Origin of the sequence: Micromonospora sp. AMSO12t, from assembly GCF_008806585.1 — a bacterium.
Lineage (GTDB): Bacteria > Actinomycetota > Actinomycetes > Mycobacteriales > Micromonosporaceae > Micromonospora > Micromonospora reichwaldensis.
The window spans coordinates 1-11442 of record NZ_WAAS01000213.1 but is presented as its reverse complement, the minus strand read 5'-3'; the positions used below and the strand labels follow the sequence as shown (position 1 = coordinate 11442).

Sequence of the window (11442 nt, the reverse complement as noted above, 5' to 3'; positions counted from 1 at the left end):
AGGTCGTAGGGGCGGAGGGCCAGGACGGCCAGGCCGACCAGGAGGGCGGGGAGGACCGTGAAGCCGAGCAGGATGCCGAGGCGGGCGGTGCCGGACTGGGTGGCCGCCGTGCCGGTGTCGGAGGAGACGTAGCCGCTGAGCTGGAGCACCAGGCCGAAGATGCCCGGCCCGAGGGCCAGCCCGAAGGTCTCCCCGGCCGTCCAGAGCCCGGTGAAGACACCGGCCTGCCGCCGGCCGGTGCGCGCCGTGTCGTACGCGATGCAGTCCGGGAGCATGGCGAGGGCGAACACCTGCTGCCCGGCGTAGCCGACGCCGATCAGCGCGACCAGCAGGTAGACCGCGAGCGGGGGCAGCACCGGGGCGGCGACCAGGGCCAGCGCGCCCACCGCGAAGATCAGCGAGGCGGCGACCAGCGCGGCGAGCTTGCCGACCCGCGCCCCGACCCGGGTCCAGAGCGGCATCACCAGCAGCGCCGGCCCGACGAAGCAGGCGAACAGGACGGTCGGCCCGCCCTTGGGATCGCGCAGGATCTGGTCGGCGAAGTAGTTGACCCCGGCGAGGACGGTGGCCACCCCGGCGGACTGCACCACGAAGCAGACCAGCAGCGCCCGGAACGGTCGGTTGCGGGCGGCGACGGCGAGCTGCGCGCGCAGCGTCGGCTCGCTCTCCCCCACCGTGCCGCCGGGCGCGGAGCGGGTGCCGAGGAACGCGCCGACCGCCCCGAGCACGATCAGGCCGGCGACGAAGAGCCCCATCCAGCGGTGCCCCGGGACGCCTCCGCCACCGGCGTCGCGCACCAGCGGGGCCACCGCGCCGGAGACCAGGATGGCCAGCGCCAGCACCGCGATCCGCCAGGTCATCAGCCGGGTACGTTCGGCGTAGTCGCCGGTCAGCTCCGCCGGCATCGCCACGTACGGCACCTGGAAGAAGGCAAACGCGGTGGCGGTGGCGAGGAAGGCGAACGCCACGTACGCCCCGGCGGCCGGCCCGGCCCCGAACGGCGCGGCGAAGATGGCGGCGAAGAGCACGCCGAGGGCGAGCCCGGCGACCAGCAGGTACGGCCGGCGGGCGCCCCAGCGCGACCGGGTGCGGTCGGAGATCCGGCCGGCGACCGGGTTGACCAGCACGTCCCACGCCTTCGGCAGGAGCACCAGCAGGGCCGCCGCGCCCGCCGCGACGCCGAGGGTGTCGGTCAGGTACGGCAGCAGGAGCAGGCCGGGCACGGTGCCGAACGCGCCGGTCGCCAGCGAACCGAGCGCATAGCCGGCGTGCACCCGGCGCGGCAGCACGCCCGAGGCGGACGTCGGGCCGGCGCCGGCCGGTGCGGTGGGCGTTGGGCCGGCGGGCGGGGAGCCGGCTCCACCCGGCGGCGCGTCCATGACGCCGAATGTTACTCACGTTATGGCACGGGTCACATCCCCTCCTCGGGCGACCAGCTCGCCCTCATGTCCACCCCGTCGCCGCGCAGCGGCGTCCCCTCGGCGCGCAGCCGGGCCCGCGCCTCCCGCTCGTGCCCGGGTGGCAGGCGGCCGGCCGCGTTCACGACCCGGTGCCAGGGCACTCCCCCGCCGTGCCGGGCCATGATCGAGCCGACCAGCCTGGCCGACGCCCGCCCCGAACGTTCGGCCAGCGCGTCGGCCACCGCCCCGTACGACATCACCCGGCCCGGCGGGATCCGCTCGACGAGCTCCAGCACCGCCTCGACGTACTCGTCAGGTCTCACGACCGGCCACGATATGAGAACGCGCCGGGGCGTGCCGGGACCGACCACGCAGAATGGGCGGGTGCGTGACATGGTCACGGCGGCCCGGCGGGTCGTCGTCAAGATCGGATCCTCCTCGTTGACCACCGCCGAAGGCGGCCTGGACGACGGGCGGGTCGGCGCGCTCGTCGGCACCCTGGGCGCGCTCGCCGCCGAGGGCCGGGAGGTCGTGCTGGTCAGCTCCGGCGCGATCGCCGCCGGCCTCGCGCCGCTGGGGCTGTCCCGGCGCCCGCGCGACCTGGCCACCCAGCAGGCCGCCGCCAGCGTCGGGCAGGGCCTGCTGATCGGCCGGTACGCGGCCGCCTTCGCCCGGCACGGGCTGACCGTCGGGCAGGTGCTGCTCACCGTCGACGACGTGACCCGGCGGGCGCACTACCGCAACGCGTACCGCACCCTGCGCAAGCTGCTCGACCTGCGGGCGGTGCCGATCGTCAACGAGAACGACACGGTCGCCACCGAGGAGATCCGCTTCGGCGACAACGACCGGCTGGCCGCCCTCGTCGCCGCCCTGGTCCACGCCGACCTGCTGGTGCTCCTCTCCGACGTGGACGCCCTCTGGACCGGCGACCCCACCCGCCCGGGCTCCAGCCGGATCAGCGAGGTGCACGACGAGCGGGACCTCACCGGGGTCGACATCGGCGGCGCCGGCCGGGCCGGCGTGGGCACCGGCGGCATGGTGACGAAGGTGGAGGCGGCCCGGATCGCGACCGGCTTCGGCATCCCGGTGGTGCTGACCGCCGCGCCGCTGGCCGCCCCCGTGCTGGCCGGCGAGCCCGTCGGCACCCTGTTCCACCCGAGCCGCCGGCGCCCGACGGCCCGGCTCTTCTGGCTGGCCCACGCCACCACTCCCCGGGGGCGGCTGCACCTCGACCCGGGCGCGGTCGCGGCGGTGGTGGGCCGCCGCAAGTCGCTGCTGCCCGCCGGGATCACGGCCGTGGACGGGGCGTTCACCGCCGGCGACCCGGTCGACCTGGTGGACGTCGAGGGCGCGCCGGTCGCCCGGGGACTGGTCAACTACGACGCGGTCGAGCTGCCCGGGCTGCTCGGCCGCTCCACCACGGAACTCGCCGCGGCGCTCGGCCCGGCGTACGAACGGGAGGTCGTCCACCGCGACGACCTCGTACTGCTGTGAGGAGTGCGGCAATGAGCGTGAGCGAACAGGCCCGGCGGGCGCGTACGGCGGCGGAGGCGCTGGCCGTCGCCACGCGTACCGCCAAGGACACCGCGCTGGTGGCGATGGCCGACGCGCTGGTGGCGCGTACGCCGGAGATCCTCGCCGCGAACGCGACGGACCTGGCGGCCGGGCGCGAGGCCGGGTTGAGCGCGGCCGTGCTGGACCGGCTCGCCCTCGACGCGGGGCGAGTGGCGGGCATCGCCCACGCGCTGCGGCAGATGGCCGCGCTGCCGGACCCGGTGGGCGAGGTGGTCCGGGGCTCGACCCTGCCCAACGGGCTGGAGCTGCGCCAGATCCGGGTGCCGTTCGGCGTGGTGGGGATCATCTACGAGGCGCGGCCGAACGTGACGGTCGACGCCGCCGGCATCTGCCTGAAGTCCGGTAACGCGGCGCTGCTGCGCGGTTCCTCGTCGGCGGCCCACTCCAACGCCGCCCTGGTCGCCGTGCTGCGCGACGCGGTGGCCGACGCCGGCCTGCCGGCGGACGCGGTGCAGCTGCTCGACGCCGGCAGCCGCGACTCGGTCAAGGAACTGATGCGCGCCCGGGGCCTGGTCGACGTGCTGATCCCGCGCGGCGGCGCGTCCCTGATCCGCACGGTGGTCGAGGAGTCCACCGTGCCGGTGATCGAGACCGGCGTGGGCAACTGCCACGTCTACGTCGACGCCGCCGCCGACCTGACCAAGGCCGTCGCCATCGCGCTGAACGCGAAGACCCAGCGGCTCTCCACCTGCAACACCGCCGAGTCGCTGCTCGTGCACGCGGCGGTCGCCGACGCCTTCCTGCCGCCGGTGCTGGCCGCCTTCGCCGAGGCCGGCGTCACCGTGCACGGCGACGAGCGGGTCGCCGCCCACTCGGCCGCCGTGCGGCCCGCCACCGACGAGGACTTCGCCACCGAGTACCTCTCCGCCGACATCTCGGTCGCCGTCGTCGACTCGCTCGACGCGGCGGTCGCGCACATCCGGCGGTACGGCACCGGGCACACCGAGGCGATCGTCACCGACTCGACCACCGCCGCCCGGGAGTTCGTGGCCCGGGTGGACGCGGCGGCCGTGATGGTCAACGCCTCGACCCGGTTCACCGACGGCGGCGAGTTCGGCTTCGGCGCCGAGATCGGCATCTCCACCCAGAAGCTGCACGCCCGCGGCCCGATGGGTCTGCCCGAGCTGACCTCCACCAAGTACGTGGTGACCGGGGACGGCCACCTGCGCGGCTGAACCATCGCCGACGCCCGCGAGTGCCCGGACGGCCGTGGGCGGGGCCACCGCCGGATTGCGGGTGACCGCTAGTCTGGGTCGGGTTCGGCACGGCTTGTCTTGGGGAGGCGGCATGCTGGGCGAGAGTGCCCTGGAACAGCAACTGGCGCAGGCGCGGGCAGCGCTGCGCGAGGTGGGCGGCGGCGCCGCGCCCCGGGATCGGATGGAGTCGGTGGCCGAGGCCGCCGAGGGCCGCATCCGGGTCACGCTCGGCACCGACGGCCGGGTGAGCGCCGTCGACATCGACCCCCGGGTGCTCCGGGAGGGCTCGGAATACCTCGCCGCCGAGCTGCGCCAGGCGGTCAACGCCGCGCTCGACGGCCAGGACGACGGGGTCGCCGCCACCGAACCGATGCCCGACCTCGCCGCGATGACCGCCACCATCGAACGCCTCCAGGACCAGGGCCTGCGGCAGATGCGGGAGATCAGCCAGGCCGTCAGCGAGACAATGCGGAAACTGCACGGGAGCTGAGCGTGGAGAGCCTCGACGTCGACCTCGACGCGCTGGGTCGCGGCGCGGACGAGCTGGAACGAGCCAAGGAGTCCGTCCGCCAGGTCTTCGAGGGCTTCCAGGCGGCGGCCGGCGGCTACGCCGCGGCCTTCGGCGGCGACGACATCGGTTCCTTGCTCGGCGTCGCCCACCAGGCGTGCGTGGACGCGCTGGCCGAGTGCCTCGGCACCAACATCACCGAGCTGGAGAGCTACGTCGACGGCCTGCGCGGGATGGCCGACGGCTACCGCGCCGCCGAGGAGAACGCGGCCGCGTCCTTCCGCTCGATCCTCGGCTCGCTGGGTGCCTGAACCGCCGGGCCTCGGCTCGCCCCGGGTGGCTGAGCCGCCCGCCCTCGGCTCGCCCCGGTGGCTGAGTCGCCCGATCTAGGAAAGGAGTCGCGGTGGGACTGACGCTCCCGGGTGAGCTCGCCTCCCTGCTCTCGATGCTCGGCTACGAGTGGCCACAGTCGGACGAGACGGCGATCTTCCAGCTCGCCGGGGAGTGGACCGGCATGGCCGGCCAGATCTCCGGATCGGTCGCGCAGCTGGAGGCGGCGGCGCGGACGGTGCTCGACAACAACCGGGGCCAGAGCTTCACCGCCTTCGCGGGCGAGTGGAACGACGGCGAGTCGGCCGCGCGCAACATCGCCGACGTCGCCCGCCCGGCCACCGTCATCGGCGTCGGGCTGATGGTCGCGGCGGGCGTGGTGCTGGCCCTGAAGATCCAGGTGATCATCCAACTGGCCCTGCTGGCGATCCAGATCGCGCAGGCCATCGTGACGGCGGCGGTCACCTTCGGGGCGTCCCTCCTCCAGATCCCGATCTTCAAGATGATCACCGGTTTCATCATCGACCAGCTCATCGGCATGGCCGTGGAGACGGTGCTCAATGGCTAGGAAGCGGACCAGCCCGCCCCGGCAGACGCAGGCCAAGGGCGCCCGCGTCGTCTCGGCCTACCTGGAGAACGCCGACGTCTTCCGCACCGCCAAGTCGGCCGGCACGAAGCCGAAGGGCCCGGCGGTGCTGGTGCTGAAGAACCGGCCGGACTTCGACCGGCGGGACTTCGACCGCAAGGCCCGCGACCTGCAACGGCTCGGCCAGGACGGGGCGCTGAAGAAGGCGCCGTCGGACCGGGACAGCAACAAGGTCTACGACCCCTCCACCGGCAAGCGCCGCACCCGTACGAACATCTACCGGGACCGGATGATCCGCAGCCTCACCAAGGACGGCCGCCTCACCCAGGACATGGGCACCCCGGAGACGAACAAATACCTGGCCAACAAGAACGTGGTCGAGCGCCTCTACGCGGGCAAGGGGCCGATCACCGCCCGGGGCCAGGGCTACGACCCCGACCACATCCAGGAGCTGCAACTGGACGGAACGGACACGTACGATAACCTCAGGCCGATGGACGCCTGGACGAATCGCCAGCTCGGCAGCGACATCTCCGTCGCGCTGCGGGACGTTCCCGAGGGCACCCCGGTCATCGTGAAGGTGATCCCGTGACCGCCCCCCAGGACCCGGCGCGGCTGGACCGGATCCGGGAGAAGCTCACGCTGCTGCGGCGCCTGGAGGCCGAGCACGGCTTCGGCGTGGTCATCGGCGAGCCGAGCCCGCTGGAGCCGATCCCCGACCTGCCCGGCGTGGCCGAGGTCTACGGTCTCTTCGGCCGGCTGGCCGGCGACAACTTCCGGTTCGACCCGCCCGAGGAGATCCGCAGCCCGGCGGCCTGGGCGGCCCGCACGGTGGACGAGGACGACCCGATGGGCAGCCCGCTCGCGGTCGGCCACGAGGTGCACAGCATCCCGCCCCGGCTGCGCGGTGAGATCGGGGCGGGGGCGCCGATCCGCCTCGACACCGAGGATCTCGACGTCTACTGGATGGAGCCCGACGACTACGTCTTCCAGTACGAGCACCCCGACGAGGACGTGGAGTTCACCGTCCTCGCGCCCGACGTGGCCACGTTCTTCGACGAGCACGTGCTCGGCCCCGGCTACCCGGAGCTGGTCGCCGTCGTTCTCGGGCCCGGCGTCCGGGACCAGCGGCTCCGCAAGGGCCGGCACGCCGGCGAGTACGCCGACAACTGGCGACGCCTGCTGATCGCCGCCGACCTGGCGTCCTGACGCCGCTGCGCACCCGGCGTCCCGGCCCCGCCACGTGCGGCGCCCGCACCCCCTCCACATCCGAGACGCAAAGGACCACCGATGGCCGCTGACCCCCGGTTCCGCTCACTGTGGAACGAGGACGAGCTCATCCCGTACCCGCGCGAGGCGTGGCTGGAGGGGGGATTCGACGCCGACCTGCTCCCCGCCGGCGACGAGATCCCGCTCGACGTGGCGGTCGTCTACACCGCGTTCCTCGAAGGCGACATCGAGCTGTTCGACACGATCCAGCTGAGCACCGAGGACGGCTCCCTGGACATCCGGCTGATCGTGGTCGGCGCGGTCGCCGACAATCCGGAGCTGCTCTACGTGCTCGACCCGGGGACCGGCGAGATCCTCCAGTTCGACCTGGAGCAGCAGGACATCCAGGCCGTCAACAGCACCTTCCGCACCTTCGTCGAGTTCCTCTACCAGTTCGCGCTCTTCGTGGAGGCCGACGAGGGCAAGCCGGGCCGGGCCGAGCGGGCGGAGACGCTGCGTACCGTCCTGGAGAGCATCGACCGCGCCGCCTTCGCCCCGGACGCCTGGTGGCCGCTGGTGATCAGCCAGCTGAAGTGAGGCCGGCGGGTGGAGCCTCAGCGGCAGGCCCGGATCGCGCTCAGCGTGGTGTGCACGTCGAACTGGGGCCCGTCGTCGCTCTCCCACCCGCCGTCGCTGCGCTGGGTCTCGGCCAGCCGCCGCCGCGCCCGCCCCAGCAGCCAGTCCTGCCCGTCGATGCCGACGCGGCGCAGCGTCGCGGCCAGCCAGGCCACGTCGCCCGGGGACAGCTCCGGCACCCGCTCGGCGAGGATCACCTGGATCCGCGCCGCCTCGTGGAACATCTCCTGCCGGTGCAGGACCGCCGCGCTCAGCCAGCCGGCGGGCAGGAAGGACGGCCAGCCGCCGTCCGGGCGCAGCCGGGCGACGAGCGACTGGGCGGCGGCGTGCACGACGCCCGCGTACGCGCCGCCGACCCGGTGGTCGAGCGGCCCCGCCGCCCGCGCGTCCAGGCCGGCGACGGTCAGCCAGAACCCGGCGTTCGCGGTCAGGTGGAACGCCGCCTCGGGGTCGCCCGGCCGGGCCCACTCGGGGGCCACGTCGGCCAGCGCCGGGTCCTCCTCCCAGCCGCCGTCGGGCGACTGCCGCGCGGCCAGCCAGTCCAGGGCCCGGCGGGCGGCCGGACGACCGAGCGCGCCGAGATCGTCCAACTCGGACAGGCGGAAACAGGTGGCGTCCACGGAGGAGACTGCCCCGCCCAGCGTCGCCGGCCAGCCGCCGTCGGGCGCCTGGCCGACCTCGGCGGCGTCGAGCAGTCCGGGAGGTGGCGGCACGCCGGTGCGCAGCCGGGACAGCCGGGCCCGGTCCACCGCGTCCCCGTGTGCCACGACGAACCCGACCGCCGCATCGATGTCGACCACGGCGGCAACGCTACCTGCGCAAACGTGATCACGCCTCGGCGAATCGGCCGAGGGCGCAGGGGTCGGGACGGCCCCCGCGACCTCGGCCGACGGCGCGGGTCAGTACGCCGGCAGCGACGGGTCGATCTGCTTGATCCAGGAGAGCACGCCGCCCTGCACGTGCACCGCGTCGCGGAAGCCGGCCGACTTGAGTGCGGCGAGCGCCTCCGCCGAGCGGACCCCGGACTTGCAGTGCAGCACGATCTGCCGGTCCTGCGGCAGCTTGGCGAGCGCCTCGCCCGAGATGATCTCGCCCTTGGGGATCAGCGTCGCGCCGGGGATCCGGACGATCTCGTACTCGGCCGGCTCGCGGACGTCGACGAGGAAGATGTCCTTGCCCGCGTCCTGCCACTCCTTGAGCTCCAGCGCGGTGATGGTCGCGTCGACCACCGCCTCCTGGGCCTCCTCCGACACCGCGCCGCAGAAGTCCTCGTAGTCCTCCAGCAGGTCGGTGACCGTGGGGTCCTCGCCGCAGAGCACGCAGTTCGGGTCCTTGCGGACCTTGATCTTGCGGTAGCTCATCTCCAGGGCGTCGTAGACCATCAGCCGGCCGACCAGCGGCTCCCCGATGCCGGCGAGCAGCTTGATCGCCTCGTTGACCTGGATGGAGCCGATCGACGCGCAGAGCACGCCGAGCACGCCACCCTCGGCGCAGGAGGGGACCATGCCGGGCGGCGGGGGCTCCGGGTAGAGGCAGCGGTAGCAGGGGCCGTGCTCGGCCCAGAACACCGACGCCTGGCCGTCGAAGCGGTAGATCGACCCCCAGACGTACGGCTTGCCGAGCAGCACCGCCGCGTCGTTGACCATGTAGCGGGTGGCGAAGTTGTCGGTGCCGTCGACGATCAGGTCGTAGCGGGAGAAGATGTCCCGCACGTTCTCCCGGTCCAGCGCAGTGTTGTGGATCTCCACGTTCACCAGGGGGTTGATCTCGCGGATCGAGGCCGCGGCCGACTCGGCCTTGGAGCGGCCCACGTCCGAGACGCCGTGGATGATCTGGCGCTGGAGGTTGGACTCATCGACGGTGTCGAAGTCGATGATGCCGAGCGTGCCGACCCCGGCGGCGGCGAGATACATCAGGGCCGGCGAGCCGAGGCCGCCGGCGCCGACACAGAGCACCCTGGCGTTCTTCAGCCGCTTCTGCCCCTCGACCCCGACGTCCGGGATGATCAGGTGGCGCGAGTAGCGGCGGATCTCGTCAACGGTCAGCTCGGCGGCGGGCTCGACGAGCGGGGGCAACGACACGGTGGACTCCCCGGGATCGGCTGAAGGCGAACCGGCCCATTGTCGCTCGCACCGGCCTCGATCGGCCATGAGGAGCGACACGTCGCCCGAACTGCGGGAAGGGGAATAACTCAGGTGCCGGGAACGAGCTCGCCGTCGTAGCGCGAGCCGTCGACGTACGGCCAGGCGTTGGCGACGCAGCCGTCCAGGCCGTACGTCTGCTGCTGCATCACCGGTGCCGGCTCGCCGGGCGCCGGGCAGGCCTGGTGTTCCTCGCCGAGTTCGTGGCCCACCTCGTGGTTGACCACGTAGGCGCGGTAGATCTCCAGCGGCGCCCCGTAGTCGGGGACCGCCTCCAGCCAGCGCGCCAGGTTGATGATCACCTGCCCGGGGAGCCGGCAGGAGGTGTAGCCCTCGGTGCTGAGCCCGCCCTCGGCGCACATCCGCTCCGAGGTCTCCGGGGTGGCGAGGTAGACGGTGAAGTCGGCGTCGTCCGCCTCCGCCACCCGCCGCAGCCGCAGCTCCTCAGAGGCGATCCAGCTGCGGGGGTCGCCCAGCACCTCGTCCACGGTGGCGGCGAAGGCGGCGACGTCCTGGTCGGTGCCCTGCTCCACGGCCACCCGGTAGTGCCGGAGCGGCCCGTCGGTGCCCCGCACCGTGGAGTCGCCGGACGCGGTGGTGAAGTCGCCCGTACCCGTGCGGGGGTAGGCGGAGGGCCGTGCCCGCTCGTCCGCCCCCGCCGCGTACGACGTGCGGTTCCCGTCGCCCGTGGTCGGCACGGGCGCGCGGTCGCCGGCCCGGGCCAGCGTCACGGCGGCGGTCGCCGCGAGCAGGAGGGTGACGCCGAGCCCCACCACCCGACGGCCCCGGAGCGGGGCCGACGGTCGCCACCAGCGCGTCGGCCGAGGTGACGACGGTCGGGTCGGCGTCGGGCGGCGTGCCGGGCCGGGCGGGTCGGAAGGGGACGACGACGTCATGGACCGAGCGTCCCACACTAATCGGGCATTACGCCCCGAAAAACGCGAACCTCGCTCATCCCCCCAGGGGTGAATTCGGCCGGTCCCCCGGCTGGCGCCCGACGCCCGATCGCCGCCGGGTCAGAGCCGCGGGCCCGCGTACCGGCGACCGTCCCGGTACGGCCAGGGGTTGGCGACACAGCCGTTCAGGAAGAGCGTCTGCTGCATCATCACCGGCGCCACCCGGCCCCTGCCGGGGCAGCGCTCGTGCCGGTGCCCCAACTGGTGCCCGACCTCGTGGTTCACCACGTACGTCCGGTAGACCGACAGCGGCACCTTCGCGCTCACGAAGTGCGGCACCGAGAGCCGCCAGCGGTCCAGGTTGATGATCACCTTGCCGGGTGCCCGGCACGACGTGTAGGGCTTCCCGCCCACCCGGATGTTCACCCCTCCGGCGGCACACAGCCGGCCCGCCGTCCTGGCCGTGGCGAGGTAGACCGTGAAGTCGTGCCGGGAGGCGGCGCGTACCTGCTGCAACCGCAGCTCGCCGTCGACCCAGCTCCCCGGCCCGGCGAGCGCCCGCTCGACGGCGGCGGCGAACTCGCCCGCGTCCTCGCCGGCGCCCGACTCCACGGCGACCCGGTAGCGGCGCAGCGTGCCCGCGTCACCCAGCACCGGGCCCACCCGGTCGTCGTAGCCGAAGCTGCCCCGGCCCGCGGACGGCACCGGCCCGGGCAGCCGGAGCACGGCTGGCGGTGGCTCGACGGCCGAGGGCGTCGCGGCCGGCGCGGACGGCAGCGGCGAGGCCGCCCCCGGCGCGAGCATCGGCGCGGGAGCCAGTTCCCCGGCGGTGAGCGCCTCCGCCCCGACGTCGGCGCCCCGCCGGTCGGCGATCACCGCCACCGCCCCACCGACGGCGAGCACCAGCGCGACCAGCCCCACGAGACCCCGCCGACGCTCCGGACGGCGGTGCCGCGGGCGGGTCA

Annotated in this window: 14 protein-coding genes; 8 read left to right on the top strand and 6 right to left on the bottom strand. The window is 74.0% G+C overall.

All coding sequences use genetic code 11. The annotated features are described in order from the left end of the window. Together F6X68_RS24590 and F6X68_RS24585 are read right to left on the bottom strand one after the other, a co-directional pair. Window positions 1-1379, bottom strand: a 1379-nt coding sequence (locus F6X68_RS24590; RefSeq protein ID WP_151456507.1) for an MFS transporter, incomplete at its 3' end; no start/stop codon positions are given. Window positions 1380-1411: 32 nt separating this feature from the next. Further along, a complete protein-coding gene (locus F6X68_RS24585; RefSeq protein ID WP_132230864.1) occupies window positions 1412-1723 on the bottom strand; it encodes an MGMT family protein in 312 nt (103 codons plus the stop codon). A 13-nt stretch (window positions 1724-1736) separates the two neighbouring features. Between F6X68_RS24585 and proB the strand changes: the two genes are divergently transcribed. The 8 genes from proB to F6X68_RS24545 all read left to right on the top strand — a co-directional run bounded on the left by proB (window position 1737) and on the right by F6X68_RS24545 (window position 7401). After that, the gene (gene proB, locus F6X68_RS24580) at window positions 1737-2894 is read left to right on the top strand and encodes a glutamate 5-kinase (RefSeq protein ID WP_151456506.1); all 1158 of its coding nucleotides are present in this window, start codon (window positions 1737-1739) and stop codon (window positions 2892-2894) included. Window positions 2895-2905: 11 nt separating this feature from the next. Further along, window positions 2906-4150, top strand: a complete 1245-nt coding sequence (locus F6X68_RS24575) for a glutamate-5-semialdehyde dehydrogenase (RefSeq protein WP_151456505.1) — start codon at window positions 2906-2908, stop codon at window positions 4148-4150. Window positions 4151-4262: 112 nt separating this feature from the next. After that, complete coding sequence (locus F6X68_RS24570) at window positions 4263-4661, top strand: YbaB/EbfC family nucleoid-associated protein (protein ID WP_151456504.1); 399 nt, start codon at window positions 4263-4265, stop codon at window positions 4659-4661. A gap of 2 nt (window positions 4662-4663) precedes the next feature. Further along, window positions 4664-4990: a hypothetical protein gene (locus tag F6X68_RS24565; protein ID WP_132230860.1), complete on the top strand. Its 327-nt coding sequence runs from the start codon at window positions 4664-4666 to the stop codon at window positions 4988-4990. 92 nt (window positions 4991-5082) lie between these two features. After that, on the top strand, window positions 5083-5577 hold the full coding sequence (locus F6X68_RS24560; RefSeq protein ID WP_151456503.1) for a hypothetical protein: 495 nt from the start codon (window positions 5083-5085) through the stop codon (window positions 5575-5577). Next, window positions 5570-6187, top strand: a complete 618-nt coding sequence (locus tag F6X68_RS24555; protein WP_151456502.1) for a hypothetical protein — start codon at window positions 5570-5572, stop codon at window positions 6185-6187. Before F6X68_RS24560 ends, F6X68_RS24555 begins: the two co-directional genes overlap by 8 nt. Beyond that, the gene (locus tag F6X68_RS24550; protein WP_151456501.1) at window positions 6184-6804 is read left to right on the top strand and encodes a hypothetical protein; all 621 of its coding nucleotides are present in this window, start codon (window positions 6184-6186) and stop codon (window positions 6802-6804) included. The genes F6X68_RS24555 and F6X68_RS24550 overlap by 4 nt, the downstream gene beginning before the upstream one ends. Before the next feature lie 81 nt (window positions 6805-6885). Next, on the top strand, window positions 6886-7401 hold the full coding sequence (locus tag F6X68_RS24545) for an SUKH-4 family immunity protein (RefSeq protein WP_151456500.1): 516 nt from the start codon (window positions 6886-6888) through the stop codon (window positions 7399-7401). 17 nt (window positions 7402-7418) lie between these two features. Here the strand turns inward: F6X68_RS24545 and F6X68_RS24540 are convergent, their stop codons facing one another. The 4 genes from F6X68_RS24540 to F6X68_RS24525 all read right to left on the bottom strand — a co-directional run. Beyond that, a complete protein-coding gene (locus tag F6X68_RS24540) occupies window positions 7419-8240 on the bottom strand; it encodes a prenyltransferase/squalene oxidase repeat-containing protein (RefSeq protein WP_151456499.1) in 822 nt (273 codons plus the stop codon). A 99-nt stretch (window positions 8241-8339) separates the two neighbouring features. After that, window positions 8340-9590 (bottom strand): adenylyltransferase/sulfurtransferase MoeZ, encoded by a 1251-nt coding sequence (gene moeZ, locus F6X68_RS24535; protein WP_225852398.1) that lies wholly within the window; start codon window positions 9588-9590, stop codon window positions 8340-8342. 41 nt (window positions 9591-9631) lie between these two features. Then, on the bottom strand, window positions 9632-10357 hold the full coding sequence (locus tag F6X68_RS24530; RefSeq protein ID WP_225852397.1) for a DUF3152 domain-containing protein: 726 nt from the start codon (window positions 10355-10357) through the stop codon (window positions 9632-9634). Window positions 10358-10597: 240 nt separating this feature from the next. After that, on the bottom strand, window positions 10598-11442 hold an 845-nt coding region (locus tag F6X68_RS24525; RefSeq protein WP_370518980.1), incomplete at its 5' end, for a DUF3152 domain-containing protein.

Bases quoted from the DNA above. Each gene is read 5' to 3' on its own strand.
- proB (WP_151456506.1), top strand. From the start codon at position 1,737: ATGAGAACGCGCCGGGGCGTGCCGGGACCGACCACGCAGAATGGGCGG.
- moeZ (WP_225852398.1), bottom strand. From the start codon at position 9,590: ATGGCCGATCGAGGCCGGTGCGAGCGACAATGGGCCGGTTCGCCTTCA.
- F6X68_RS24570 (WP_151456504.1), top strand. From the start codon at position 4,263: ATGCTGGGCGAGAGTGCCCTGGAACAGCAACTGGCGCAGGCGCGGGCA.
- F6X68_RS24575 (WP_151456505.1), top strand. From the start codon at position 2,906: ATGAGCGTGAGCGAACAGGCCCGGCGGGCGCGTACGGCGGCGGAGGCG.
- F6X68_RS24555 (WP_151456502.1), top strand. From the start codon at position 5,570: ATGGCTAGGAAGCGGACCAGCCCGCCCCGGCAGACGCAGGCCAAGGGC.
- F6X68_RS24545 (WP_151456500.1), top strand. From the start codon at position 6,886: ATGGCCGCTGACCCCCGGTTCCGCTCACTGTGGAACGAGGACGAGCTC.